Below are 26,514 nucleotides of genomic sequence, written 5' to 3'. Positions count from 1 at the left end.
TGTGGGAGATTCTATGGTTGAGGGGAAGCCCTCAACTGACTTTTGCCTGATATTCGCTTTGCCCTTTCAGCAAGGCGAATACCACCCGAGCAAGTTTGCGAGCCAGCATCACCAACGCCTGCGTGGTGCTGAAACCCCGTGCTCTTTGGGCTTCGTAAAACCCTTTCCAGGCTATCGTACGGCTAGCCGACATCGCTGCGTTGTGCAAAAGTCGGCGGGCCTCGGGGTCTCCGCGCTTGGTCAAGCTGCGGCGACCGTCCTTTTGCCCTGATTTCGATACCCGTAAATCCATTCCCAGGAAGGCGATAAACGCATCCGCGTTGCTAAATTCCCCACGCTGAAACGCTGTGAGCAGGCGCGCTCCGGTCAGAAATCCAATGCCCTCAACTTTCAGGCAACGCTTCAATTCGCCGAGCAAACCGGCTTGTTTGAGCTGATCGTTGATCGTCTTTTCGATCATCGTTTCAAGCCGCTGCATGGATTTTATTTGTTCAGCAAAAGCTGCCTTCAACAACGGCTCATTCGACCAGCTCTGCACCAGGCCGACCCTGGCCTGGACCAAAGCCGCGCGGCGGCGGAAAAGGCTCAGGAGCTGGCGGTACAGCGGTGATGGCGGGGTCCAGGGGTGCAACTCCTCGGCTTCGTTTTTCAGGTAACGGGCCAGCAGCTTGGCGTCCAAGGCGTCGGTTTTGGCGCGGATCTTCACGCCTTCGCGGTAGTGTTTGAGTTCATAGCCGCCCACCATGTAAATCGTGCAACCGGCCGCATAGGCCAAATCAGCGAATTCCAGGTGGTAGATGTTGGTTGCCTCAATGGCAATAGACACGGGACCCAGCAAGGCTTTCAGCCACTGCTTGATGGATGTTTTGGTGTTGGGAATCGCTTCAAGCAGATCGCTATCGGCCTGATAAATCACCAGTTCATTTTTGGCAACATCCACGCCAACGATCGGATTTGATAGAGCGACTGGCATTGCCACAGGATTTCCTCCGGGATAAGGTTTGAGTACTTGAAGGGCTCACCCAGAGGCGCAGGCTTGTTCCTATCGTCGGTCTAGCCAGATGCATTCTTTATCGGCGCTTGGGTGAAAGGAGGAGGGGCGAAATCTCCCACGGTCTGTACTGCGTCAACAGTCAGAATCGAGCCTTGTCCCTCCTCCTCCCTTCAAGTCCTACCATACAAGCGAGCTTGCTCGCGAAGGCTGCGGAATAGGCGCCACAGCAATCAGCGGCGGTTAGCCCAACGCTGACGCAACCACTCCAGATCTTCCGGCCGGGTCACCTTGAGGTTATCCGCCCGCCCTTCAATCAGACGAGGCTTAAGCCCCGCCCACTCCATCGCAGAAGCTTCATCAGTGATCACAGCATCCGCCACCAGACTGTCCGCCAACGCCCGATGCAACGCGCCGAGGCGAAACATCTGCGGCGTATACGCCTGCCAGATCACGCTGCGATCGACGGTTTCCAGCACACGACCATGCTTGTCGACCCGCTTCAAGGTGTCGCGCGCCGGGACGGCGAGCAGGCCGCCGACCGGATCGTCCGCCAGTTCATCCAGTAACTTGTCGAGATCTTCGCGACTCAGATTCGGTCGTGCCGCATCGTGCACCAGCACCCAATCCTCATCATCGGCACCCTGCGCATGCAAATGCAGCAAAGCATTGAGCACCGAACCGGAACGCTCGGCGCCGCCCTCGACGCGCTGAATACGCGAGTCGCCAGCGCACGCCAGGTTCGGCCAATAAGGATCATCAACAGCAAGACTGACCACCAGGCCCTTGAGGCTTGGGTGATCGAGGAAACAGCCGAGGCTGTGTTCGAGAATTGTGCGTCCGCCCAGTTGCAGGTATTGCTTGGGACGGTCCGCGGCCATTCGGGCACCAATGCCCGCAGCAGGAATCACGGCCCAGAAGGCCGGCAGGGAATTGATCATTGGGCCAACTGGTAAAGGGTTTCGCCGTCCTTGACCATGCCCAGTTCGTGACGAGCCCGCTCTTCAACGGTCTCCATGCCCTTTTTCAACTCGCTGACTTCAGCGTCCATCACGCGATTGCGCTCCAGCAAACCTTCGTTCTCGGCGTGTTGATCAGCTATCTGCTGATTCAGCTCGGCGACTTGCGCCAGACTGCCATTGCCCACCCACAGGCGGTACTGCAAACCGGCCAGTAGCAAGAGCAAAACGAGAAACAACCAGTAAGGACTGCGCATCGAATATCAGGTATCCAGTGAAAAAAGACAGCCACGCCAAAACTTTGAAGCATCTGATAGCACGAAGCCTGGAAGACCCAGGCTTGTGCTGTTAAGGCATCAGATTAGTGGCAAATCCATCGCTGTCACGACTTTTTCGACACAATCCGGTGTCCTTCCATCGATTTGTACTTAGCCGCGGAACTCGCTGCGACCGTTGTACTTGGCCTTGCCATTCAACTGCTCTTCGATACGCAGCAGTTGGTTGTACTTGGAAACGCGGTCGGAACGGCACAGCGAGCCGGTCTTGATCTGGCCAGCCGAGGTGCCCACAGCCAGGTCGGCAATGGTCGAATCTTCGGTTTCGCCCGAACGGTGCGAGATCACTGCAGTGTAACCGGCAGCCTTGGCCATCTGGATGGCTTCCAGCGTTTCGGTCAGGGTGCCGATCTGGTTGAACTTGATCAGGATCGAGTTGGCGATCTTTTTATCGATGCCTTCTTTCAGGATCTTGGTGTTGGTTACGAACAAGTCGTCGCCCACCAGCTGAGTCTTCTCGCCGATCTTGTCGGTGAGGATCTTCCAGCCAGCCCAGTCGGACTCGTCCAGACCGTCTTCGATCGAGATGATCGGATAACGTTCGGTCAGGCCTTTGAGGTAATCGGCGAAACCTTCAGCGGTGAACACCTGACCTTCGCCGGACAGGTTGTACTTGCCGTCTTCGTAGAATTCGCTGGCCGCGCAGTCCAGGGCCAGGGTCACGTCGGTGCCCAGCTTGTAACCAGCGTTGGCTACTGCTTCGGAGATCACTTTCAGCGCGTCTTCGTTGGAGGCCAGGTTCGGTGCGAAACCGCCTTCGTCGCCAACGGCAGTGCTCAGGCCACGGGCCTTCAGCACAGCTTTGAGGTGATGGAAAATCTCGGTGCCCATGCGCAGACCTTCCGAGAAAGACTTGGCGCCAACCGGCTGTACCATGAATTCCTGGATGTCGACGTTGTTATCAGCGTGCTCGCCACCGTTGATGATGTTCATCATCGGCACCGGCATCGAGTAGACACCCGGAGTACCGTTGAGGTTAGCGATGTGTGCGTACAGCGGCAGGTCCTGGTCCTGCGCAGCAGCCTTGGCCGCAGCCAGGGACACGGCGAGGATGGCGTTGGCGCCCAGGGTTGCCTTGTTTTCGGTACCGTCGAGCTTGATCATCGCGTGATCCAGGGCTTTCTGGTCGCTTGGGTCGGTGCCCAGCAGCAGATCGCGGATCGGACCGTTGATGTTGGCTACCGCTTTGAGCACGCCCTTGCCCAGGTAACGGCTCTTGTCGCCATCACGCAGCTCGAGTGCTTCACGCGAGCCAGTGGATGCACCGGACGGCGCGCAAGCGCTGCCGATGATGCCGTTGTCGAGAAGCACGTCCGCTTCCACGGTGGGATTGCCACGGGAGTCGAGAACTTCACGACCTTTGATGTCGACGATTTTTGCCATTGTTGTAAACACTCCAAAGTTGACGAAAACGACGCAGCTAGAGGAAATCTTTTTACCGTCGGCAAGGGGTGTGCAGCGGGCAGGCTTGCAGACGATAACGCTCATGCCCGAGGGCATGAGCGACAAATCGTGCGGTACTTTACCGGAGAATTGAGGTTTACGCGGTTTCTACCGTCGGAAAACTCTTCACCAGTTCGTCCAAAGCCTTGAGCTGGGCCAGAAATGGCTCCAGTTTGTCCAGACGCAAGGCGCAAGGGCCATCGCATTTGGCGTTGTCCGGATCCGGATGCGCTTCGAGGAACAGACCTGCCAACGACTGGCTCATGCCCGCCTTGGCCAGATCCAGAACCTGGGCACGGCGACCGCCGGCGGAGTCGGCACGACCACCCGGCATTTGCAGCGCATGGGTCACGTCGAAGAATACCGGGTACTCGAACTGCTTCATGATGCCGAAGCCGAGCATGTCGACCACGAGGTTGTTGTAGCCGAAGCTCGAACCACGCTCGCAGAGGATCAATTGATCGTTACCCGCTTCCACGCACTTGTTCAGGATGTGTTTCATTTCCTGAGGCGCGAGGAACTGGGCTTTCTTGATGTTGATCACTGCATTGGTCTTGGCCATCGCGACGACCAGATCGGTCTGGCGCGACAGGAAGGCCGGCAGTTGAATGATGTCGCAGACCTCTGCGACGACCGCAGCCTGATCAGGCTCGTGGACGTCGGTGATGATCGGCACGCCAAAGGCTTGTTTGATGTCCTGGAAGATGCGCATGCCCTCTTCCAGGCCAGGACCGCGATAAGAGGTCACAGAAGAACGGTTAGCCTTGTCGAAACTGGCCTTGAACACGTAAGGGATACCGAGTTTTTCGGTGACCTTTACGTACTCTTCGCAAACCTGCATGGCCATGTCACGGCTTTCCAGCACGTTCATGCCGCCGAACAGCACCATGGGTTTGTCGTTGGCAATTTCGATGTCGCCGACGCGGATGATCTTCTGTGCCATCGGGGTTACGCCTTCTTCTGGTGTTGAGCCAACGCTGCTTTGACAAAACCGCTGAACAGCGGATGGCCATCACGTGGTGTCGAGGTGAACTCAGGGTGGAACTGGCAAGCGACGAACCATGGGTGATCGGCCGCTTCAACCACTTCAACCAGCGCCGCATCAGCGGAGCGACCGGAGATTTTCAGGCCCGCTTCGATCAGCTGTGGCAGCAGGTTGTTGTTCACTTCGTAACGGTGACGGTGACGCTCGACGATCACGTCCTTGCCGTAGCAGTCGTGGACCTTGGAACCGGCTTCAAGCAGGCAGTCCTGAGCGCCAAGGCGCATGGTGCCGCCCAGATCGGACGATTCGGTACGTACTTCAACGGCACCGGTCGCGTCTTCCCACTCGGTGATCAAACCGACCACCGGATGACCGCTGGCGCGATCGAACTCGGTGGAGTTGGCGTCTTTCCAGCCCATCACGTTACGGGCGAACTCGATGACCGCCACTTGCATGCCCAGGCAGATACCCAGGTATGGAACCTTGTTTTCGCGAGCGTACTGAACGGCAGTGATCTTGCCTTCCACGCCGCGCAGACCGAAGCCGCCCGGTACGAGGATCGCGTCGACACCTTCGAGCAGCGCAGTGCCCTGGTTTTCGATGTCTTCGGAATCGATGTAACGCAGGTTGACCTTGGTGCGGTTGCTGATGCCGGCGTGACTCATCGCTTCGATCAGCGACTTGTAGGCGTCCAGCAGCTCCATGTACTTGCCGACCATGGCGATGGTCACTTCGTGTTCCGGGTTCAGCTTGGCGTCAACCACGGCGTCCCACTCGGACAGATCCGCGCTGCCGCATTGCAGACCGAAACGCTCAACGACGAAATCGTCCAGACCCTGCGAGTGCAGGATGCCCGGGATCTTGTAGATGGTGTCGGCGTCTTCCAGCGCGATCACCGCACGTTCTTCAACGTTGGTGAACTGAGCGATCTTGCGACGCGACGAGATGTCGATCGGGTGATCGGAACGGCACACCAGCACGTCTGGCTGCAGGCCGATCGAACGCAGTTCTTTTACCGAGTGCTGGGTTGGCTTGGTTTTGGTCTCGCCAGCGGTGGCGATGTACGGCACCAGTGTCAGGTGCATCAGCATCGCGCGCTTGGCGCCGACTTCGAAACGCAGTTGACGGATGGCTTCGAGGAACGGTTGCGACTCGATGTCACCGACGGTGCCACCGATTTCAACCATCGCCACGTCAGCGTCACCGGCACCCTTGATGATGCGGCGCTTGATTTCGTCGGTGATGTGCGGAATCACCTGGATGGTTGCACCCAGGTAGTCACCACGGCGCTCTTTGCGCAGCACGTGCTCGTAGACACGGCCGGTGGTGAAGTTGTTGTTCTGGGTCATGGTCGTGCGGATGAACCGCTCGTAGTGCCCCAGGTCCAGGTCGGTCTCGGCGCCGTCGTGGGTGACGAACACTTCACCGTGCTGGAACGGGCTCATGGTGCCCGGATCGACGTTGATGTACGGATCCAGCTTCAGCATGGTGACCTTAAGTCCCCGCGCCTCCAGGATGGCTGCCAATGAAGCCGATGCAATGCCTTTCCCCAATGAAGAAACAACACCGCCCGTGACGAATATGTAGCGCGTCATGAAAAACCCTAGAAGTCTGCGTTAAAGCGGTACGAGCCGCCGGGGAAAGCGAAGGAAGGCCGAAGCCCCCGATCACCTGCATTAATCACAGTGCACCTTTCAAAAAAACCGCCGCGTTGGGACAGACCGGCAGGTGAAACACCGGTACGTTGCTCGCTACACATTTTTTGGAATCGCCCAGCAAAGACTGCTTGGTAATCGGCAACTCCTGCAATTCAGGCGAATCCACAGAAGTTGTATCAAGAAGGGAGCGTAGTCTACCGGAATGCTCCTTTCAGCTCAAACCTTGATCTTCGTCTGTTGGCAGCCAATGCAATTTCCAGCCATCCTGTGCATGACCATCAAGTCCCGGCAGATTCGCCACCGCGAGCAATTCATCGCCGCGAAACAGCAGCGGCAATCTGCCACGCATGAAGCCCGGGACCGCGCGCTCATTGAGCAGGCGCTTGAGGTCACGGTGGCCGCGATCCGCCAGCTGCATGACTTCACCGCCCTGACGATAGGCAATGCGCAAAGGCCCGACGGGAGTCTGCCCGCTGAACGTGACATGTCCGTTATCGGCCAAGCGTAGCGCTGACGCCGGGCTCTGCCACTCGACGCCGATCACTGGCGTGCGCAACCAGTTGCCACTCAGCCACCACAGACGCCCGGCGCTGCGATGAAGCTCGCCATCGGCCAGACGCCATACCGGTGAAGCATCGTGAACGGCATCGCACAGATTTTTCCAACCCGACCAGTGGTCGGTATCTGGCAGTTGCGTGAAGGGTTCGAGCCAATGGCTGATCGCGTTTCGTTGCCGGGCAGCAGACAGTGCGGCGAGTGGCGCCAGTTCCAGCGACGGTAAAACCAGCCATTCATAATCATGAGCAGTCGCGGCTTGCGCCAGATCGATCTGCGCCAACTCATCGAGCAGCCCCTGAGCTTCACGCAGATGCGCGGCGCTGCGGGCCATGTTCGCCTGCGCTTGCGGCCAGCGCTCGCTCAGCACCGGCATGACCTGATGGCGCAGGTAATTGCGCGAGAACTGTCGATCCTGATTTGACGGGTCTTCGATCCAGCTTAACGAGTGAGCCTGTGCGTAACGTTCCAGCTCGGCTCGAGTGACATCCAGCAACGGGCGAATCAACATGCCCTGCCCCACTGGCCTTTGCTGCGGCATTCCCGACAATCCGCGCACTCCCGCTCCACGCAGCAGCCGGAACAGCAGTGTTTCCGCCTGATCATCACGGTGCTGACCAGTGATTAACGCCTCATTAGCTTGGGTCAGCGCACTGAACACGGCGTAACGCGCATCCCGCGCCGCCCGCTCCAGACTCGCGCCTGGTTGCACCGTCACATGCTCGATCAGCAACGGCACTCCCAGCGCATCACACACGGACTGGCAATGCTGCGGCCACGCGTCAGCCGCAGCCTGGAGGCCGTGGTGAATATGAATAGCGCTGAGTGGAGGGAGGGATTCGGATTTTGCGAGATAGGCGAGCAGATGCAGCAGAACAGTGGAATCGAGACCACCGGAGAATGCAATACGCCAATGAGTGGCGTTGCGCCAAGGCTCAAGGCTCAGTAATAACCGGGAAGGCAAATCAATCGAGAGCTGACTCATTTTTTCACCTTCACCGAAACCAATGTGGGAGCGAGCTTGCTCGCGAAAGCGGTTCAACATTCAACATTTTCGTTGCCTGTTATAACGCCTTCGCGAGCAAGCTCGCTCCCACAGTGTTTTGCATTGTCAGCTGAATCGGCGTTCGATCAGAGACCGTAGCTCATCAGTCGATCATAACGGCGCTTCAGCAACGCTTCGTTATCGAACTTCTTCAGCATCGCCAGTTGCGAGCTCAGCTCGGCACGGATCGACGCAGCGGCAGCTGCCGGATCACGGTGGGCGCCGCCCAGAGGCTCGCTGATCACCTTGTCGACAATGCCGAGGCCTTTCAGACGCTCGGCAGTGATGCCCATTGCTTCAGCAGCATCCGGCGCTTTTTCGGCGGTTTTCCACAGAATCGAAGCGCAACCTTCCGGCGAGATTACCGCGTAGGTCGAGTACTGCAGCATGTTCAGCTGGTCGCAGACGCCAATGGCCAGTGCACCACCGGAACCACCCTCACCGATAACGGTGGCGATGATCGGGGTCTTCAGGCGCGACATCACGCGCAGGTTCCAGGCGATCGCTTCGCTCTGGTTACGCTCTTCAGCGTCGATGCCAGGATAGGCACCCGGGGTGTCGATGAAGGTCAGGATCGGCATTTTGAAACGCTCGGCCATCTCCATCAGACGGCAAGCCTTGCGGTAGCCTTCCGGACGCGGCATGCCGAAGTTACGGCGCACCTTCTCGCGGACTTCACGACCCTTCTGGTGACCGATGATCATCACCGGCTGGTCTTCCAGACGGGCGATACCGCCAACGATGGCCGCGTCGTCAGAGAAGTGACGGTCGCCGTGCAGTTCGTCGAACTCGGTGAAGATGTGCTCGATGTAATCGAGGGTGTACGGGCGTTTCGGGTGACGCGCCAGACGTGCGATCTGCCAGCTGGTCAGCTTGCCAAAGATGTCTTCGGTCAGCGTTTTGCTCTTGTCCTGCAGGCGGGAGATCTCATCGCCGATATTCAGCGAATTGTCATTACCGACCAAGCGCAACTCTTCGATCTTGGCTTGCAGGTCGGCGATCGGCTGTTCGAAATCTAGAAAATTCGGGTTCATAGGCGTCCGTCTTGGGTCGTGTCCCAAATGAGCTTGGGCCGGCCGGTTGTCTATTCGCGCCCTACCTTAAGGGAGAGGCGCGCTGAGGTCGAGATTAAAAATTCAGGTTGCGGGCAAGCGCCATGATGGCACTTGCCGGTCAACGGTATTGGAGGAAGACGTTGTCTCGCCCGAACTGGTCACGCAGGGCTTGAATCAACGCATCCGCCGGATCAATCCGCCAGGTCTCGCCGAACTGCAGCAAGGTCTTCGCATCCGGACTGGTGTACTCCATGGTGATCGGGCACGCGCCGCGATGACGCTTGAGCAAATCCCCCAACCAGCGTAGCTGATCGCCTTTCAGATCCTGGGTTTGCAGCTTCAGGCGCAGGCTTTCGGCCAGATTGGTGCGCGCGTCTTCCATGCTCATCACCCGCTTGACGCGCAGGCGCAGGCCACCGGAGAAGTCATCGTTGCTGACTTCGCCTTCGACCACCACCATCGCGTCGGTCTGCAACAACGACTGCGCAGAGTGGAACGCATCGGCAAACAGCGACGCCTCAATCCGCCCCGAACGGTCGTCGAGGGTGATGAAACCCATCTTGTCGCCCTTCTTGTTCTTCATCACCCGCAGGGCAATGATCATCCCCGCCACGGTTTGCGTATCGCGCGCCGGCTTCAGGTCGATGATGCGCTGACGGGCGAAACGGCGGATCTCGCCTTCGTATTCGTCGATCGGGTGACCGGTCAGGTACAGGCCCAAGGTGTCTTTCTCACCTTTGAGGCGCTCCTTAAGCGTCAGCTCCTTGGCCTTGCGGTGCGACGCATACACGTCGGCGTCTTCCTCGACAAACAGCCCGCCAAACAGGTCGGCGTGACCAGAGTCGTGGGTACGCGCGGTCTGCTCGGCCGCCTTGATCGCCTCTTCCATCGCTGCCAGCAGCACGGCGCGGTTGCGGTCGATGTTGGCCTGATAAGCCTTCTGTTCGTCATGGAAGTACGGCCCCAGACGATCCAGCGCACCGCTGCGGATCAAGCCGTCGAGGGTACGTTTGTTGATGCGCTTGAGGTCGACCCGCGCGCAGAAGTCGAACAGATCCTTGAACGGACCTTCCTGACGCGCCTCGGTGATCGCCTCAACCGGGCCTTCACCAACACCTTTGATCGCGCCCAGGCCGTAGACGATGCGGCCGTCGTCGTTCACCGTGAACTTGAACTCCGAAGTGTTCACGTCCGGCGCATCGAGGCGCAGCTTCATCGTGCGCACTTCCTCGATCAAGGTCACGACCTTGTCGGTGTTGTGCATGTCCGCCGACAGTACCGCAGCCATGAACGGCGCCGGGTAGTGGGCTTTCAGCCACGCAGTCTGGTACGAGACCAGGCCGTAGGCGGCGGAGTGGGATTTGTTGAAGCCGTAACCGGCGAATTTTTCTACCAGGTCGAAAATGTTACCGGCAAGGTCGGCGTCGATGTTGTTGGTCGCGCAACCTTCAATGAAACCGCCGCGCTGCTTGGCCATTTCCTCGGGTTTTTTCTTACCCATCGCCCGACGGAGCATGTCTGCACCGCCAAGGGTGTAACCGGCCATGACCTGAGCAATCTGCATCACCTGTTCCTGATACAGGATGATGCCGTAAGTCGGCGCCAGAACAGGCTTCAAACCCTCGTACTGGTAATCCGAGTGCGGGTAGGCCAGTTCGGCGCGGCCGTGCTTACGGTTGATGAAGTCGTCCACCATGCCGGACTGCAGCGGGCCCGGACGAAACAGGGCCACCAGTGCGATCAGGTCTTCCAGGCAGTCGGGCTTGAGCTTTTTGATCAGCTCTTTCATGCCGCGCGATTCAAGCTGGAACACCGCGGTGGTTTCAGCTTTCTGCAACAACGAGTAGGTCGGTTTGTCGTCCAGCGGGATAAACGCGATATCCAGCGGCGGCTCGTTGACCTTGGCGCGGTCGCGGTTAATGGTTTTCAGCGCCCAGTCGATGATCGTCAGGGTCCGCAGACCGAGGAAGTCGAACTTCACCAGACCAGCCGCTTCAACGTCGTCCTTGTCGAACTGGGTCACCAGACCGTCACCGGCTTCATCGCAATAGATTGGCGAGAAGTCCGTCAGTTTGGTCGGCGCAATAACCACACCACCGGCGTGTTTACCAACGTTACGCACAACGCCTTCGAGCTTGCGTGCCATTTCCCAGATTTCCGCAGCTTCTTCATCAACCTTGATGAAGTCACGGAGGATTTCTTCCTGCTCGTAGGCTTTTTCCAGGGTCATGCCGACTTCGAACGGAATCATCTTCGACAGACGATCCGCCAGGCCGTAGGACTTGCCCTGCACCCGCGCCACGTCACGCACCACAGCCTTGGCCGCCATGGAACCGAAGGTGATGATCTGGCTTACCGCGTTGCGACCGTATTTTTCGGCCACATAATCGATAACGCGGTCGCGACCATCCATGCAGAAGTCGACGTCGAAGTCGGGCATGGAGACCCGTTCCGGGTTAAGGAATCGTTCGAACAGCAGGTCGTATTCCAGCGGATCGAGGTCGGTGATCTTCTGTACATAAGCCACCAACGAACCGGCACCCGACCCACGGCCCGGACCTACCGGCACGCCGTTGTTCTTGGCCCACTGGATAAAGTCCATCACGATCAGGAAGTAACCGGGGAAACCCATCTGGATAATGATATCCAGCTCGAAATTCAGCCGGTCGACGTAGACCTGACGCTTGGCTTCGTAGTCTTCGGTGGTGTCCTTGGGCAGCAGCACCGACAAGCGTTCTTCCAGACCGTCGAAGGAGACTTTGCGGAAATACTCGTCGATGGTCATGCCATCGGGAATCGGGAAGTTAGGCAGGAAGTGAGTGCCCAGCTTCACTTCGATATTGCAGCGCTTGGCGATTTCGACGGTGTTTTCGATGGCGTCGGGAATATCGCTGAACAGCTCGATCATTTCCTCGGCGCTTTTCAGGTATTGCTGATCGCTATAATTCTTCGAGCGCCGCGGATCGTCGAGGGCACGGCCCTCACCGATGCACACGCGGGTTTCGTGGGCGGCGAAGTCTTCCTGCTTGATGAAACGCACATCGTTGGTCGCCACCAGCGGCGCGCCGAGCTTGTCGGCGAGTGCAACGGCACCGTGCAGCTGTTCTTCATCGTTAGGGCGATTGGTGCGCTGGATTTCCAGATAGAAACGATCCGGGAATACCGCCATCCATTCGCGCGCCAAGGCTTCAGCTTCAGCCGGGTTGCCGCCGATCATGGCCATGCCGATCTCGCCTTCTTTGGCGGCGGACAGCATGATCAGGCCTTCGTTGGCTTCAGCAACCCACTCGCGCTCGACGATGATCATTCCGTTGCGCTGGCCTTCGATGAAGCCGCGCGAGATCAACTCGGTGAGGTTGCGATAGCCCTTGGCGTTCATCACCAACAGGCTGAGCCGGCTCAGCGGTGCGTCCGGGTCCTTGTTCGACAGCCACAGGTCGGCGCCGCAGATCGGCTTGATGCCCGCGCCCATGGTGTTTTTGTAGAATTTGACCAGGGAACACATGTTGTTCTGGTCGGTGACCGCGACCGCCGGCATGTTCATGGCCGTCAGTGCCTTGACCAGCGGCTTGATCCGCACCAGCCCGTCGACCAGGGAGTATTCAGTGTGCAGGCGTAGATGAACGAATGAAGCCGGCATAGTGATCCTGTCCAGTTACATAGAGACAACAAGGCCCGGATTGTACCGGGCCTCGAACAAAACATCAGCCTTGCGACTAAACCTGCGTCAGACCTTCCAGCGCTTCGTAAGCCAGACGCACCGGGGCGAACGAGCGCCGGTGAATCGGCGTCGGGCCAAGACGCGACAAGGCTTCCAGATGAACGGGCGTCGGGTAGCCTTTATGGCCGCCGATGCCGTAACCCGGATAGATCAATTCGAATGCAGCCATTTCGCGGTCGCGACTGACTTTGGCCAGAATCGACGCAGCAGCAATCGCCGGCACCTTGCCGTCGCCCTGCACCACCGCTTCGGCACGCATCGGCAGTTGCGGGCAGCGGTTGCCGTCGATCATCGCCAGTTTCGGCTGAATGTGCAGGCCGGCGACGGCGCGCTGCATGGCCAGCATGGTCGCGTGCAAGATGTTCAGCTCGTCGATTTCTTCCACTTCGGCGCGCGCAATACACCAGCTCAAGGACTTTTCGATGATTTCGTCGTAAAGCTTTTCGCGCTTGGCCTCAGTGAGTTTCTTCGAGTCGTTGAGACCGAGGATCGGCCGGTTCGGATCGAGGATCACCGCCGCCGTCACCACCGCACCGCACAACGGGCCACGACCGACTTCATCAACGCCGGCCACCAGCTCTTCAACTTCGGCGACCAGGGTGAAATCCAGGCCCATCTGCATGCTTGTCTTGCTCATCGCGTTTGACCGATCAGGTTAAGGACGGCGTCCGCCGCCTGATTGGAGGCATCCAGCCGCAACGTGCGGTGGATCTCGTCGAAACCACGGGTCTGTTCTTCGCCACCTTCGATCAGTGGCGACAGGGTCTGTGCCAGCGCATCGACTGTCGCATCATCCTGCAACAATTCCGGGACCAGCAGGCGCTGGGCCAGCAGGTTCGGCAAGGACACGTACGGGCTCTTGACCATGCGTTTGAGAATCCAGAACGTCAACGGCGCCAAGCGGTACGCCACCACCATCGGCCGCTTGTACAACAGCGCTTCGAGGGTCGCGGTGCCGGAGGCAATCAACACGGCATTGCACGCTGCCAGGGCCAGATGGGATTTGCCGTCGAGCAAGGTCACCGGCAGATCACGCCCGGCGAGCAGCTCTTCAAGTTGCGCGCGGCGTTCAGGGTTGGCGCACGGGATGACAAAGCGCAAACCCGGGTGCATCGCACGCAGACGTTCGGCGGTGTCGAGGAACAGCGCGCCCAGACGGGAGACTTCGCCGCCGCGACTGCCGGGCATCAACGCCACCAGCGGGCCGTCGGGCAGGCCCAGCTCGGCACGCGCCGCAGCGCGATCAGCTTCCAGCGGAATGGTATCGGCCAGCGTGTGGCCGACGAACCGCACCGGCACGCCCTTTTCTTCGTAAAATTTTGCTTCGAACGGCAGCAGCGTCAGCATCAGGTCGCAGCCTTCGCGAATCTTCAGCACACGCTTCTGCCGCCACGCCCACACCGACGGGCTGACGTAATGCACGGTCTTGATCCCGGCCTGACGCAGCTTGAGTTCGATATTGAGGTTGAAGTCCGGCGCGTCGATGCCGATGAACACATCCGGCTTCTCGGCGATCAGCGTCGCGATCAGGTCTTTGCGGCGCTTGAGCAATTCGCGCAAACGACCGAGGACTTCCACCAGGCCCATGACCGACAAGCGCTCCATGGGAAAGTAGGAAGTCAGGCCTTCAGCCTGCATCAACGGGCCACCGACGCCGATGAAATCGACCGCCGGATGCTGAGCCTTGAGCGCGCGCATGAGGCCGGCACCGAGAATGTCACCGGAAGCTTCACCCGCCACCAGCGCAATACGCAGATTGGCCATGATCAGCGCGTGATGCCGCGAGTCGACGACTGGATGGAGTCGCGGAATATCGCAACTTCCGGGTATTGCGCAGCAGGTTCAGCCAGTTCGGCCAGCGCCTGCTCAACCGTCAGACCTTGGCGATAGACGGTTTTGTAAGCGCGACGCAGGGTATGAATCGCGTCTTCGCTGAAACCGCGACGGCGCATGCCTTCGAAGTTCATGCTGCGCGCTTCGGCAGGGTTGCCGAACACGGTGACGAACGCAGGAACGTCCTTGCCGATCGCAGTGCCCATACCGGAAAAGCTGTGAGCGCCGATGTGGCAATACTGGTGAACCAGGGTGAATCCGGAAAGGATCGCCCAGTCATCCACGTGCACATGCCCGGCCAACGCGGTGTTGTTGACCAGAATGCAGTGGTTGCCGATGACGCTGTCATGCCCGATGTGGGCATAAGCCATGATCAGGTTGTGATCGCCCAGCGTGGTTTCCGAACGGTCTTGCACGGTGCCACGGTGAATGGTCACGCCTTCACGGATGACGTTGTGGTCACCGATCACCAGGCGAGTTTCTTCACCCTTGTACTTCAGATCAGGCGTGTCTTCGCCTACCGAGGAAAACTGGTAGATGCGATTGTGCTTGCCGATGCGGGTCGGGCCTTTGAGGATTACATGCGGCCCGATCACGGTACCCTCGCCGATTTCCACACCTGCGCCGATGATCGACCACGGGCCGACCTCGACGCCATCAGCCAGAACGGCCGACGGATCGATGATTGCGCGAGGGTCAATCAAACTCATAGCTTGCGTTCCGCGCAGATGATTTCAGCCGAGCAGACCGGCTTGCCATCGACCGAAGCCTGGCACTCGAATTTCCAGATCTGACGCTTGCAGCTGATGAACTTGGCTTCGAGGATCAACTGGTCGCCCGGCAAGACTGGCTGGCGGAAGCGCAGCTTGTCGGAACCGACGAAGTAATACAGCGTGCCGTCGGCAGGCTTCACATCAAGCATTTTGAAACCGAGGATCCCGGCAGCCTGAGCCATCGCTTCGATGATCAGTACGCCCGGCATGATTGGATGCGCAGGGAAGTGACCATTGAAGAACGGTTCATTGATGCTGACATTCTTGTAGGCGCGAATGCGCTTGCCTTCAGTGTCCAGTTCCACCACCCGGTCCACCAGCAGGAACGGGTAACGGTGAGGCAGGTATTCGCGAATCTCGTTGATGTCCATCATTTCGGGGGGAAGCCTATGTAAAGATTGGGAGCGCGACTGACGCGCACTCCTCTAGCAAATCAAGGAGGCAGTCTAGAGGCTGTGCACACTTGATATGGAAATGGTATCAGCCATCTGATGAAGCATTGCCGTCAGGGGTCACTTCCCCTACGCGCTTTTCCAGCTGTTTCAAACGTCGCGCGATGTCATCGAGCTGACGGATGCGGGCCGCGCTTTTGCGCCATTCGGCCGCCGGTTGCATGGCTGTACCGGAAGAATAGGCACCCGGCTCGGTAATCGAGTGAGTCACCATGGTCATTCCGGTCAGGAAAACGTTGTCGCAAATATCAATATGGCCTACCAGGCCAACACCGCCGGCCAGCATGCAATGCTTGCCGATTTTGGTGCTGCCGGAGATCCCGACGCAGGCCGCCATAGCAGTGTGATCACCGACCTGAACGTTGTGGGCGATCTGGATCTGGTTGTCGAGCTTCACGCCATTGCCAATGACGGTATCGGCCAGCGCGCCGCGGTCGATGGCGGTATTCACGCCAATCTCGACATCGTCGCCGATGGTCACGCCACCGATCTGGGCGATCTTCTGCCAGATACCTTTTTCGTTGGCGAAGCCGAAGCCTTCACCACCAAGCACGGCACCGGACTGGATCACCACACGCTTGCCGATACGCACATCGTGATACAGCGTCACGCGTGGGGCGAGCCAGCCGCCTTCACCGATTTCGCTGCGGGCACCAACAACGCAATGTGCGCCCAGTGTCACCTGCGCGCCAATTCGCGCACCGGCTTCGATCACCACAAAGGGGCCGATGCTGGCGCTTGGATCAACCACCGCGTCCGGCGCAATCACCGCTGACGGATGGATACCCGCAGAGGCTTTTGGCTTCGGATCGAACAGGTGGGAGATGCGCGCGTACGCCAGGTAAGGATCAGGCACCACCAAAGCATTACCGGCAAAACCTTCGGCGTCGGCCTCTTTGAGCAACAGTGCTGCCGCCTGCGAGCCCGTCAGGTATTTGCGATATTGAGGATTTGCCAGAAAGCTCAACTGAGCTGGGCCAGCCTCTTGCAAAGTGGCTAGCCCAGTAATTTGCTTCTCAGGGTCGCCACGCAGGGTGGCGCCGAGGAACTCGGCCAACTGGCCGAGCTTGATAGTCACGGTCATGGGTTACTTCAGCTGATTCATGCGCTCGATTACCTGGCGCGTGATGTCGTACTGAGGCTTGACATCGATCACTGCGCCACGCTCGAACACCAGGTCAAAACCACCTTTCTTGATGACTTCTTCCACTGCGCTATCCAGTTTCGGCTTCAGTTGCTTGAGCATTTCGCGGTCGGCAACGGCTTTGGCTTCGTTCAGTTCCTTGGACTGGAACTGAAAGTCACGGGCCTTTTGCTTGAATTCCAGCTCCAGGCGCTCGCGCTCACCTTGCTGCATTTTGTCGCCACCGGCCATCAGACGGTCCTGAATGCCCTTGGCGCTGCTTTCCAGCGTCTTCAGCTTGGTCAGTTGCGGACCGAACTTCTTCTCGGCATCAACGGCGTATTTCTTCGCCGCGTCGGATTCCAGCAAGGCCATCTGATAGTTCAGAACGGCAATTTTCATGTCGGCAAATGCCGGGCCTGCCACCATCAAGGAGGCCAGGAGAACCAATTGAGTCAACTTACGCACGATGCACTCCTACAAAATCCATTGTCGTTATCTTGGGTCAGACGCTTAGAACGTCTGGCCGAGGGAGAATTGGAACACTTGAGTATCAGCGTCATCCGGCTTCTTGACCGGCATGGCCAGCGCGAAGCTCAGAGGACCCAGTGCGGTGACCCAGGTCACGCCAACACCCACGGAACTGGCCATGTTGCTCAGGCTGATGTCGTTACACTTGGTGTTCGACGTCGAGCCATTCGCATTGGTAGTGTCCTTGCACTGCGAGTCAAATACGTTACCCACATCCCAGAATACCGAAGTGCGCAGGGAACGCTGGTCTTTTACGAATGGCAGCGGGAACAGAACCTCGACACCACCCTGGATCAGGACGTTACCACCGAACGGCAGTGGATCCTGGTCCGGGTCAGCCAGCGTGCCCGGGTTGGTACCACGGCTCGGCGTACTGCGCGGGCCGAGGGTACTGTCCTTGAAGCCACGAACCGAGTTGAAACCACCAGCATAGTAGTTTTCATAGAACGGCAAGCCGTCGGTCGAACCGTAACCGTCGCCATAACCCAATTCGGTGTGCAGACGCAGGGTGTAGTTCTCGCTGATCGGCTGGAACAGCTGACCGCGGTAATCAAGTTTGTAGAACGACAGGTCACTGCCAGGAATGGTGGATTCCAGAGTCAGGCTCTGGGAACGGCCACGGGTCGGCAACACGCCTTTGTTCAGGGTCGATTCGGACCAGCCGGCCGACGCCTTGAAGTTCAGGTACTTGTCGCCTTCCTTGTTAACGAAGTCGAAAATTTCGTCAACGGTATAGGTACCGGTCTTGATCGTGTCTTGTTGAGCGGACAGGCCGAAGGTCAGACGCGAAGTTTCGCTGATCGGGTAACCAACGTTCACGCCGGCACCCAGGCTGTCTACCGCATAGCTTGCTACGTCGACGTCGAGGTCTTTGTAGTCAGTGGTGCGATAGAACGCGTTGTAACCCAGGCTGACGCCATCGGCGGTCCAGTACGGGTCAACGTAGCCGAAGTTGTAGCGGCTCTGGTATTCGCTTCGGGTCAGGCCAACGCTGACGCGGTTACCGGTACCGAGGAAGTTGTTCTGGGTGATCGAACCACCAAGGATGAGACCGGCACTCTGGGCGAAACCGACGCTGGCGGTAATCGAACCGGAAGCCTGTTCTTCGACGGCGTAGTTCACGTCAACCTGATCGTCGACACCCGGAACAGCCGGGGTTTCAACGTTGACTTCTTTAAAGAAGCCCAGACGCTCAAGACGGGTTTTAGACTGGTCGATCAGGTAAGTCGAAGCCCAGCCGCCTTCCATCTGACGCATTTCACGACGCAGCACTTCGTCTTCGGACTTGGTGTTGCCACGGAAGTTGATGCGGTTGACGTAGGCACGCTTGCCCGGATCAACAGCGAACAGGATGTCTACAGTGTGATCATCATCGTGTGGCTGAGGTACGCCGTTGACGTTGGCGAAGGTGTAACCCTCATTACCCAGACGACGGGTGATCAGCTCGGATGTGGTAGTCATCAGCTTGCGCGAGAACACCTGCCCCTTCTGCACCAACAGCAGGGACTTGACCTGATCTTCAGGGACTTTCAGATCACCACTGAGCTTGACGTCACGAACGGTGTACTTCTCGCCCTCAGTGACGTTGACAGTGATGTAGACGTGCTTCTTGTCCGGGGTGATGGACACCTGGGTCGAAGCGATATCCATGTTGATATAGCCACGGTCCAGGTAGTAGGAACGCAGACGCTCCAGGTCACCGGACAGTTTTTCACGGGCGTACTTGTCATCGTTCTTGAAGAACGACAGCCAGTTGGTGGTTTTCAACTCGAACAGGTCGGTCAGGTCTTCCTCGGGGAAAACCGTGTTGCCTACCACGTTGATGTGCTGAATGGCCGCAACGGTGCCTTCGTTGATCTTCACCTTCAGGCCCACGCGGTTACGCGGCTGCGATACCACTTCGGTATCAACGGTAGCCGAGTAGCGACCTTGCGCGACGTACTGACGTTGCAGTTCGTTACGCACTCCCTCAAGGGTGGCACGCTGGAAGATCTCGCCTTCGGCCAGACCGGACTGTTTGAGACCTTTCATCAAGTCTTCAGTGGAGATCGCCTTGTTGCCTTCGATCTCGATACTGGCGACCGACGGGCGTTCAACGACCGTGATTACCAGAACGTTGCCTTCGCGGCCCAGCTGGATATCTTGAAAGAAACCGGTTTTGAACAACGCACGAGTGGATTCCACCAGGCGACGATCATCCGCCTGCTCACCGACGTTCAACGGCAAGGCACCAAAGACGCTACCCGCGGAGACCCGCTGGAGGCCATTGACGCGAATATCAGAGATAGTGAAGGACTCGGCGTGAACTTCGGCGATCATCAATACGGTGAGAACCGCAGTTAGCAGCAGACGTTTCATGAAGTCCTTTCTTATTCCAACTGGCAATAAACAAACTGCCGCAAAATGCGGCAGATTCGCAATTCAGCGAAGCGTTACAGACGACCCAGATCGTTGACCAGAGCAAGCAACATCACCCCGACCACCAAACTGATACCGATCTGTATCCCCCAACCTTGCACCCGATCCGACAAGGGGCGACCACGCGCCCACTCGATCAGATAAAACAACAAATGCCCCCCATCCAGTACAGGAATGGGCAGCAAATTCAGAACCCCCAGGCTAATACTCAGATAAGCAAGGAAATTCAGGAAATCAGCGACGCCCGACTGGGCAGAAGCGCCCGCCACTTTAGCAATGGTTATCGGTCCACTCAAGTTTTTTACCGAGAGCTCGCCGAACAGCATTTTCTTCAGTGAATCGAGCGTCAGAATGCTCATGGTCCAAGTGCGACGGGCACCCTCGCCAATAGCAGCCAACGGCCCGTAACTGACCTCGCGGATCATCTCCGGTGGCCAGTCGACAGCTTTTACGCCCGCCCCCAGATATCCGCTGGGCGATTTGCTTTCACCGCGCGCTGCCAGGGTCACAGGGACGTCGATTTGAGCATTGTCGCGCTCGATACGCAGCATGATTTTGGTATCAGGACGCGTACGTACCGTATCAACCACTTGCTGCCAGTCATTCAACGCCTGACCGTCGAGCGCCAACAGACGATCGCCGGTCTTCAGGCCGGCCGCCTGGGCCGGACCTTTCGGATCAAGTTCGGCGAGTACCGGCGGCAAGGCCGGGCGCCACGGGCGAATCCCCAGGGAGCGGATCGGATCCGGCTCATCTGCGCCTTTGAGCCAGTTATCCAGCTTCAGCTCACGCGGCGAATCGACAGTCGTGCCCTGTTCGCGCACCAGCAACTGCAGGGAACCGCTTTCACCAAGGCGCCGGACCAATTGCAGATTGACGGCAGCCCAACCGGTAGTCGGCTCACCATCGACAGCAACAATTTCCTGACCAGCGTTCAAACCGGCAGTGGCGGCGATACTGCCGGATTCAACTGCACCAATGACCGGGCGAATCTGCTCGCTGCCGAGCATGGCCAATACCCAAAAGAACACCAACGCCAACAGGAAGTTGGCAATCGGGCCGGCGGCAACAATGGCGATACGCTGACGCACGGATTTGCGGTTGAATGACTGGTCAAGCTGATCGACTGGCACTTCGCCTTCGCGCTCATCGAGCATCTTGACGTAGCCACCCAACGGTATCGCCGCGATTACAAATTCGGTGCCTTGCTTGTCATGCCAGCGCAGCAACGGCATGCCGAAGCCTACGGAAAAGCGCAGAACCTTGACGCCACAGCGACGCGCGACCCAGAAATGGCCGAATTCGTGAAAGGTGACCAGCACACCCAAGGCGATCAGGGTGCCGGCAATCATATAGAGCGCGCTCATCTACTTTCTCCGCAATCCTGTTCAGTGCCGCGTGTAGCCATTGTGTTGCAAATTTTATCGAGCGTGACGCTTCAACCATTGCTCAGCCAGGACTCGCGCCTTGGCATCAGCCGTAAACACGGCCTCGAGATCTGCCAATGCAACAACCGGCTCGAGGCTCAAGACTTCCTCGATGATACTCGCGATTTCCAGGTAACGGACCCGTCCGTCGAGAAACGCCGCCACCGCCACTTCATTGGCCGCATTGAGCATCGCCGGAGCGCTGTCGCCAGCCTCGGCAGCTTGCCGCGCCAGACGCAGGCAAGGGAAGCGTTCTTCATCCGGCGCCTCGAAATCCAGACGCGCGACGGCGAACAGATCCAGTGGTGCTACACCGGAATCAATGCGCTCCGGCCAGGCCAGGGCATTGGCAATCGGCGTACGCATATCGGGATTGCCCAACTGCGCCAGTACCGAACCGTCGACATAATCGACCAGCGAGTGAATCACGCTCTGCGGGTGAATCACCACCTCGACCTGCGAAGGCTTTGCATCGAACAACCAACAAGCCTCGATCAGCTCAAGACCTTTATTCATCATGCTGGCCGAATCGACCGAAATCTTGCGCCCCATGGACCAGTTCGGGTGCGCACACGCCTGATCAGGTGAAACATGCGCCAATTCACTCATGGGCGTCTGTCGGAACGGACCACCAGAGGCTGTGAGTAAAATCCGACGGACACCGACCGAGCTCAATCCACGAGCAAAATCCGGTGGCATGCACTGGAAAATCGCGTTGTGTTCGCTGTCGATCGGCAGCAGCACTGAACCGCTCTTGCGCACCGCTTGCATGAACAAGGCGCCGGACATCACCAGCGCCTCTTTATTGGCCAGAAGAATCTTCTTGCCTGCTTCAACGGCCGCCAAGGTCGGACGCAGCCCTGCTGCACCCACGATTGCTGCCATCACCGCATCGACTTCCGGAGCAGCAGCGACCTGACACAGGCCCTCTTCCCCTACCAATACGCGGGTCGGCAAACCGGCGGCACGCAAATCGTCCTGCAAACTGCGCGCGGCAGCTGCCTCGGGCACCACAGCGAATTGCGGCACGTGGCGCACGCACAAGGCGAAAAGCTCGCTCAAACGCGTGAAACCACTCAACGCGAAAACCTGATAACGCTCAGGATGACGGGCAATGACATCAAGCGTGCTCAGGCCGATCGAGCCCGTCGCACCCAAAACGGTAATCTGTTGTGGGCGACTCACGGTGCAGCCATCCACAGCAGCACGGCGAATACCGGAATGGCCGCGGTCAGACTGTCGATACGATCAAGCACGCCGCCATGACCGGGCAGCAGATTACTGCTGTCCTTGATACCGGACTGACGCTTGAACATGCTTTCGGTCAGATCGCCAACCACGGAGATGAAGACGATCAGCGCAGCGCCAATCAAGCCTTTAAGCAACTCGGCGACGGTCCAGTCGCGGACAAACGCGACAATGGCGGTAATCAGCAGACTCAGCACCAGACCACCGTACACGCCTTCCCAGCTTTTCCCCGGACTGACTTGCGGGGCGAGCTTGCGCTTGCCGAATTTGCGCCCGGAGAAGTAAGCACCAATATCGGCACCCCAGACCAAGACCATCACCGCCATGATCAGCCAGTTACCCAGCGGGTACTGCTTGATCTGCACCAGACCTTGCCAGGCCGGCAACAGAATCAGCAAGCCAATGACCAGTTTGGTGGCAGCCGTGGACCAATGCTCGCTGGAACGCGGATATGTCAGCACCAGATAAGTCGCCACCGCCCACCAGAGCACCGAAGCCCCCAGCACCCAAGGTGCCAGGCCCGGCAGCACATACATGACGAACAACATCAATGCGACGACCGCGGCATACCCGACGCGGAACGATTGAGCGGTAAAGCCCGCCAGACGCGCCCATTCCCAGGCGCCCAGACTCACGACCAGACCGATGAACAGGGCAAAACCCGAACCTTCGAGCAGGAAAAAACCGCACAAGGCGATCGGCAGCAGGATCAGCGCAGTGATGATTCGTTGTTTAAGCATTAAACCCGGGCTCCAGCTTCGACCTGTTCGCTCGTTTTACCGAAGCGACGCTGGCGCGAAGCGAAATCGGCCAGCGCATTACGCATGGCATCGTGTTTGAAGTCCGGCCAGAACAGGTCGGAGAAGTACAACTCGGCGTAAGCCAGTTGCCACAGCAAGAAGTTGCTGATGCGGTGTTCGCCACCGGTACGGATGCACAGGTCCGGCAATGGCAGATCGCCGGTCGCCAGACAGGTTTGCAACAGATCCGGGGTGATGTCTTCCGGGCGCAGGTGCCCGGCCTGGACTTCACGCGCCAGACGCTGGGCAGCCTGTGCAATATCCCACTGACCGCCATAATTGGCGGCGATCTGCAGGATGAAACGGTTGGCACCGGCCGTCATCGCTTCAGCTTCACGCATTGCTGCCTGAAGCTCCGGATGAAAGCGTGAACGATCGCCGATGATGCGCAGGCTGATGTTGTTGTCGTTGAGGCGCTTGGCCTCACGACGCAATGCCTTGAAGAACAGATCCATCAAGGCACTGACTTCATCGGCCGGGCGCTGCCAGTTTTCACTGGAAAACGCGAACAGGGTGAGCACCTCGACCTTGGCCTCGGCGCACACCTCGATGACGGCCCGCACAGCATCCACGCCCGCTTTATGCCCGGCGACACCCGGCATAAAGCGTTTTTTCGCCCAGCGATTGTTGCCATCCATGATGATCGCGACATGGCGCGGCACCGCGGACGGCGCAGTCTGCTTGGTCTTGTCCATTAAAAGCTCGAACCTTATACGGCCATCAGATCCGCTTCTTTTTGCTTGGTAGCCGCGTCGATATCAGCTTCAGCCTTGTCGGTGATTTTCTGAATATCGGCAGCAGCACGACGCTCTTCGTCTTCGCTGATTTCTTTGTCTTTGACCAGCTTCTTCAGCTCACCCAAGGCATCACGACGAATGTTGCGCACGGCAACTCGCGCGTCTTCGGCAGCACTGCGCGCCTGCTTGGTGAAGCCCTTGCGGGTTTCTTCAGTCAGGGCCGGCATGGAGATCAGCAACAACTCGCCCAGGTTGGTCGGGTTGAGGTTCAGGCCAGCGCTCTGGATTGCCTTGTCGACTGCGGCGAGCATGTTGCGCTCGAACGCAACGACTTGCAGGGTACGCGAGTCCTTAACGGTGATGTTCGCCACTTGAGTGATGGAGGTGTCTGCGCCGTAGTACGGCACCATCACGCTACCCAGAATGCTTGGGTGAGCCTTGCCGGTACGAATCTGACCAAAGGCGTGGGTCAGAGAGTCCAGGGATTTCTGCATGCGCTCTTGAGCGTCTTTTTTGATTTCGTTGATCATTGTTGACCTTCCTCGATCAGGGTGCCTTCAGCGCCGCCATGGACGATGTTCAGCAGGGCACCGGGCTTGTTCATGTTGAATACGCGCAGCGGCATCTTGTGGTCGCGGCACAGGCAAATAGCGGTCAGATCCATCACACCCAGCTTGCGATCCAGTACTTCATCATAAGTCAGATGATCGAACTTCTCGGCATGCGGGTCTTTGAACGGGTCAGCGGTGTAGACGCCATCGACCTTGGTCGCCTTAAGCACGACATCGGCATCGATTTCGATTGCACGCAGGCAGGCTGCCGAATCCGTGGTGAAGAACGGATTACCGGTACCGGCCGCGAAAATCACCACGTCTTTGGAGTTCAGGTGGCGCATGGCTTTGCGGCGATCATAGTGATCGGTCACGCCCACCATGGAAATGGCCGACATCACGATGGCCGAGATATTGGCACGCTCCAGCGCGTCGCGCATGGCCAGGGCGTTCATCACAGTGGCCAGCATGCCCATGTGGTCACCTGTCACCCGATCCATACCGGCTTTGCTCAACGCTTCGCCACGGAACAGGTTGCCACCACCGATCACCAGACCGACCTGTACGCCGATGCCGACCAGTTGGCCGACTTCCAGCGCCATCCGATCCAGCACTTTTGGATCGATCCCGAACTCTTCCGAGCCCATCAGGGCCTCGCCGCTAAGCTTGAGTAGAATGCGTTTATAGCGAGCCTGATAACCACTGCCCTGCTGAGCCATTGCGAATCTCTCCTGCGGCGTATTTAAAAATTCTTTGCGAGCTGTTTACAGCTGGCGTTCACTCTAGCTTGGCGCTGCTTCAGCGCCATCGGAACATGGCTTTGTAAGTCAGTTCCAAGTGGAAACCAATTAAAAATTGGCAACCCCATCTGAAAAGAGGCTGCGCGCGTAAGCGGGCAGCCTCTTTCGGGCGACAGTTGAAAAACCGTCTTATTGCTTGGCGGCAGCCAGCTGGGCAGCAACTTCTTCAGCGAAGTTGTCGACCGGCTTCTCGATGCCTTCGCCTACTTTGTAGTAAGTGAAGGAAACGATTTCTGCGCCGCCTTTCTTGGCCAGCTCGCCAACCTTGATTTCAGGGTTCTTGACGAACGCCTGCTCAACCAGGCTTGCTTCTGCCAGGAACTTGCTGATACGGCCTTTGACCATGTTCTCAACAATGTTTTCTGGCTTGCCTTTGATCTTCTCTTCGTTCAGCTGCAGGAACACAGCTTTTTCACGCTCGATCGCTTCAGCCGAAACTTGCGAAGGCAGCAGGAACTCAGGGTTGCTGGCAGCGACGTGCATCGCGATGTCTTTGGCCAGCTCGACGTCACCGCCTTTCAGAGCCACAACAACACCGATCTTGTTGCCGTGCAGGTACGAACCTACAACGTCGCCTTCGATACGGGTCAGACGACGGATGTTGACGTTCTCGCCTACTTTGGCAACCAGTGCTTCACGAGCAGCTTCTTGCGAAGCGATCAGCGGAGCAGCGTCGGTCAGCTTGTCAGCGAAGGCTTTTTCAACGCTGGCAGCAACGAAGTTTTTGAAGTCGTCTTGCAGGGCCAGGAAGTCGGTCTGCGAGTTCACTTCCAGGATAACGGCAGCTTTACCGTCGTCCTTGATTGCGATTGCGCCTTCAGCGGCAACGTTGCCAGCCTTTTTCGCAGCCTTGATCGCGCCCGAAGCACGCATGTCATCAATGGCTTTTTCGATGTCGCCGTCAGCCTTTTCCAGGGCTTTCTTGCAGTCCATCATGCCTTCGCCGGTACGCTCGCGCAGTTCTTTAACCAACGCTGCAGTAATTGCTGCCATTTTCAAATTCCTCTTGGATAGGTTTTCAACCATTCCACCCGATCGAACGGGCGTTCAATTCGTCCCGAGCCCCACCTTGTA

General features: G+C 58.1%; 23 protein-coding genes. All 23 read right to left on the bottom strand.

Features of this window, described 5'->3' with window-relative positions; translation table 11 throughout:
- Positions 1-31: 31 nt before the first annotated feature.
- A complete protein-coding gene (locus tag AC1DVF_RS10260; protein WP_102902457.1) occupies positions 32-973 on the bottom strand; it encodes an IS110 family transposase in 942 nt (313 codons plus the stop codon).
- A gap of 251 nt (positions 974-1,224) precedes the next feature.
- Positions 1,225-1,932: a 2-C-methyl-D-erythritol 4-phosphate cytidylyltransferase gene (gene ispD, locus AC1DVF_RS10255; protein WP_220558173.1), complete on the bottom strand. Its 708-nt coding sequence runs from the start codon at positions 1,930-1,932 to the stop codon at positions 1,225-1,227.
- On the bottom strand, positions 1,929-2,207 hold the full coding sequence (gene ftsB, locus AC1DVF_RS10250; RefSeq protein WP_007908838.1) for a cell division protein FtsB: 279 nt from the start codon (positions 2,205-2,207) through the stop codon (positions 1,929-1,931). The genes ispD and ftsB overlap by 4 nt, the downstream gene beginning before the upstream one ends.
- Positions 2,208-2,378: 171 nt before the next feature.
- Positions 2,379-3,668, bottom strand: a complete 1,290-nt coding sequence (gene eno, locus AC1DVF_RS10245; protein ID WP_093436567.1) for a phosphopyruvate hydratase — start codon at positions 3,666-3,668, stop codon at positions 2,379-2,381.
- A 157-nt stretch (positions 3,669-3,825) separates the two neighbouring features.
- Entirely contained in the window at positions 3,826-4,671 is an 846-nt protein-coding gene (gene kdsA / locus AC1DVF_RS10240; protein WP_016985082.1) for a 3-deoxy-8-phosphooctulonate synthase, read from the bottom strand.
- Positions 4,672-4,676: 5 nt separating this feature from the next.
- Positions 4,677-6,308 (bottom strand): CTP synthase, encoded by a 1,632-nt coding sequence (locus tag AC1DVF_RS10235; RefSeq protein WP_093436570.1) that lies wholly within the window; start codon positions 6,306-6,308, stop codon positions 4,677-4,679.
- 274 nt (positions 6,309-6,582) lie between these two features.
- Positions 6,583-7,911, bottom strand: a complete 1,329-nt coding sequence (tilS, locus tag AC1DVF_RS10230) for a tRNA lysidine(34) synthetase TilS (RefSeq protein ID WP_477782407.1) — start codon at positions 7,909-7,911, stop codon at positions 6,583-6,585.
- A gap of 146 nt (positions 7,912-8,057) precedes the next feature.
- Positions 8,058-9,005 (bottom strand): acetyl-CoA carboxylase carboxyltransferase subunit alpha, encoded by a 948-nt coding sequence (locus AC1DVF_RS10225; RefSeq protein WP_108225216.1) that lies wholly within the window; start codon positions 9,003-9,005, stop codon positions 8,058-8,060.
- Between the two features lie 139 nt (positions 9,006-9,144).
- Positions 9,145-12,666, bottom strand: a complete 3,522-nt coding sequence (gene dnaE / locus AC1DVF_RS10220) for a DNA polymerase III subunit alpha (protein ID WP_038357916.1) — start codon at positions 12,664-12,666, stop codon at positions 9,145-9,147.
- Between the two features lie 76 nt (positions 12,667-12,742).
- Complete coding sequence (gene rnhB / locus AC1DVF_RS10215; RefSeq protein ID WP_093436573.1) at positions 12,743-13,369, bottom strand: ribonuclease HII; 627 nt, start codon at positions 13,367-13,369, stop codon at positions 12,743-12,745.
- A gap of 11 nt (positions 13,370-13,380) precedes the next feature.
- Entirely contained in the window at positions 13,381-14,511 is a 1,131-nt protein-coding gene (gene lpxB / locus AC1DVF_RS10210) for a lipid-A-disaccharide synthase (RefSeq protein WP_099758128.1), read from the bottom strand.
- A gap of 2 nt (positions 14,512-14,513) precedes the next feature.
- Positions 14,514-15,290 carry an acyl-ACP--UDP-N-acetylglucosamine O-acyltransferase gene (gene lpxA / locus AC1DVF_RS10205; RefSeq protein ID WP_038357910.1) on the bottom strand — a complete coding sequence of 259 codons (777 nt, stop codon included), beginning with the start codon at positions 15,288-15,290 and terminating at the stop codon, positions 14,514-14,516.
- On the bottom strand, positions 15,287-15,727 hold the full coding sequence (gene fabZ, locus AC1DVF_RS10200; protein ID WP_003222142.1) for a 3-hydroxyacyl-ACP dehydratase FabZ: 441 nt from the start codon (positions 15,725-15,727) through the stop codon (positions 15,287-15,289). The genes lpxA and fabZ overlap by 4 nt, the downstream gene beginning before the upstream one ends.
- A gap of 106 nt (positions 15,728-15,833) precedes the next feature.
- A complete protein-coding gene (gene lpxD, locus AC1DVF_RS10195) occupies positions 15,834-16,889 on the bottom strand; it encodes a UDP-3-O-(3-hydroxymyristoyl)glucosamine N-acyltransferase (protein WP_099758127.1) in 1,056 nt (351 codons plus the stop codon).
- A 3-nt stretch (positions 16,890-16,892) separates the two neighbouring features.
- Complete coding sequence (locus AC1DVF_RS10190; RefSeq protein WP_007908849.1) at positions 16,893-17,396, bottom strand: OmpH/Skp family outer membrane protein; 504 nt, start codon at positions 17,394-17,396, stop codon at positions 16,893-16,895.
- A gap of 45 nt (positions 17,397-17,441) precedes the next feature.
- On the bottom strand, positions 17,442-19,817 hold the full coding sequence (bamA, locus tag AC1DVF_RS10185) for an outer membrane protein assembly factor BamA (RefSeq protein ID WP_093436583.1): 2,376 nt from the start codon (positions 19,815-19,817) through the stop codon (positions 17,442-17,444).
- Positions 19,818-19,891: 74 nt separating this feature from the next.
- On the bottom strand, positions 19,892-21,244 hold the full coding sequence (gene rseP, locus AC1DVF_RS10180; protein WP_093436586.1) for a sigma E protease regulator RseP: 1,353 nt from the start codon (positions 21,242-21,244) through the stop codon (positions 19,892-19,894).
- Between the two features lie 54 nt (positions 21,245-21,298).
- Positions 21,299-22,489, bottom strand: a complete 1,191-nt coding sequence (gene ispC, locus AC1DVF_RS10175) for a 1-deoxy-D-xylulose-5-phosphate reductoisomerase (RefSeq protein WP_093436589.1) — start codon at positions 22,487-22,489, stop codon at positions 21,299-21,301.
- Positions 22,486-23,292, bottom strand: a complete 807-nt coding sequence (locus AC1DVF_RS10170; protein WP_093436592.1) for a phosphatidate cytidylyltransferase — start codon at positions 23,290-23,292, stop codon at positions 22,486-22,488. Before AC1DVF_RS10170 ends, ispC begins: the two co-directional genes overlap by 4 nt.
- A complete protein-coding gene (gene uppS, locus AC1DVF_RS10165; RefSeq protein ID WP_007908854.1) occupies positions 23,292-24,047 on the bottom strand; it encodes a polyprenyl diphosphate synthase in 756 nt (251 codons plus the stop codon). Before uppS ends, AC1DVF_RS10170 begins: the two co-directional genes overlap by 1 nt.
- A 14-nt stretch (positions 24,048-24,061) precedes the next feature.
- Complete coding sequence (frr, locus tag AC1DVF_RS10160; RefSeq protein ID WP_034156333.1) at positions 24,062-24,619, bottom strand: ribosome recycling factor; 558 nt, start codon at positions 24,617-24,619, stop codon at positions 24,062-24,064.
- The gene (gene pyrH, locus AC1DVF_RS10155) at positions 24,616-25,359 is read right to left on the bottom strand and encodes a UMP kinase (protein ID WP_003222124.1); all 744 of its coding nucleotides are present in this window, start codon (positions 25,357-25,359) and stop codon (positions 24,616-24,618) included. Before pyrH ends, frr begins: the two co-directional genes overlap by 4 nt.
- A 210-nt stretch (positions 25,360-25,569) precedes the next feature.
- Positions 25,570-26,433 (bottom strand): translation elongation factor Ts, encoded by an 864-nt coding sequence (tsf, locus tag AC1DVF_RS10150; protein WP_093436595.1) that lies wholly within the window; start codon positions 26,431-26,433, stop codon positions 25,570-25,572.
- Positions 26,434-26,514: the final 81 nt, after the last annotated feature.

The sequence above is a fragment of the Pseudomonas sp. P4_D7 genome, from assembly GCF_056401755.1.
The sequence above is the reverse complement of the archived record's forward strand: the minus strand, read 5'-3'. Positions and strand labels throughout refer to the sequence as shown.

Coding starts and splice junctions, on each gene's coding strand:
- AC1DVF_RS10260 (WP_102902457.1), bottom strand. CDS start 973: ATGCCAGTCGCTCTATCAAATCCGATCGTTGGCGTGGATGTTGCCAAA.
- ispD (WP_220558173.1), bottom strand. CDS start 1,932: ATGATCAATTCCCTGCCGGCCTTCTGGGCCGTGATTCCTGCTGCGGGC.
- ftsB (WP_007908838.1), bottom strand. CDS start 2,207: ATGCGCAGTCCTTACTGGTTGTTTCTCGTTTTGCTCTTGCTACTGGCC.
- eno (WP_093436567.1), bottom strand. CDS start 3,668: ATGGCAAAAATCGTCGACATCAAAGGTCGTGAAGTTCTCGACTCCCGT.
- kdsA (WP_016985082.1), bottom strand. CDS start 4,671: ATGGCACAGAAGATCATCCGCGTCGGCGACATCGAAATTGCCAACGAC.
- AC1DVF_RS10235 (WP_093436570.1), bottom strand. CDS start 6,308: ATGACGCGCTACATATTCGTCACGGGCGGTGTTGTTTCTTCATTGGGG.
- tilS (WP_477782407.1), bottom strand. CDS start 7,911: ATGAGTCAGCTCTCGATTGATTTGCCTTCCCGGTTATTACTGAGCCTT.
- AC1DVF_RS10225 (WP_108225216.1), bottom strand. CDS start 9,005: ATGAACCCGAATTTTCTAGATTTCGAACAGCCGATCGCCGACCTGCAA.
- dnaE (WP_038357916.1), bottom strand. CDS start 12,666: ATGCCGGCTTCATTCGTTCATCTACGCCTGCACACTGAATACTCCCTG.
- rnhB (WP_093436573.1), bottom strand. CDS start 13,369: ATGCAGATGGGCCTGGATTTCACCCTGGTCGCCGAAGTTGAAGAGCTG.
- lpxB (WP_099758128.1), bottom strand. CDS start 14,511: ATGGCCAATCTGCGTATTGCGCTGGTGGCGGGTGAAGCTTCCGGTGAC.
- lpxA (WP_038357910.1), bottom strand. CDS start 15,290: ATGAGTTTGATTGACCCTCGCGCAATCATCGATCCGTCGGCCGTTCTG.
- fabZ (WP_003222142.1), bottom strand. CDS start 15,727: ATGATGGACATCAACGAGATTCGCGAATACCTGCCTCACCGTTACCCG.
- lpxD (WP_099758127.1), bottom strand. CDS start 16,889: ATGACCGTGACTATCAAGCTCGGCCAGTTGGCCGAGTTCCTCGGCGCC.
- bamA (WP_093436583.1), bottom strand. CDS start 19,817: ATGAAACGTCTGCTGCTAACTGCGGTTCTCACCGTATTGATGATCGCC.
- rseP (WP_093436586.1), bottom strand. CDS start 21,244: ATGAGCGCGCTCTATATGATTGCCGGCACCCTGATCGCCTTGGGTGTG.
- AC1DVF_RS10170 (WP_093436592.1), bottom strand. CDS start 23,292: ATGCTTAAACAACGAATCATCACTGCGCTGATCCTGCTGCCGATCGCC.
- uppS (WP_007908854.1), bottom strand. CDS start 24,047: ATGGACAAGACCAAGCAGACTGCGCCGTCCGCGGTGCCGCGCCATGTC.
- frr (WP_034156333.1), bottom strand. CDS start 24,619: ATGATCAACGAAATCAAAAAAGACGCTCAAGAGCGCATGCAGAAATCC.
- pyrH (WP_003222124.1), bottom strand. CDS start 25,359: ATGGCTCAGCAGGGCAGTGGTTATCAGGCTCGCTATAAACGCATTCTA.
- tsf (WP_093436595.1), bottom strand. CDS start 26,433: ATGGCAGCAATTACTGCAGCGTTGGTTAAAGAACTGCGCGAGCGTACC.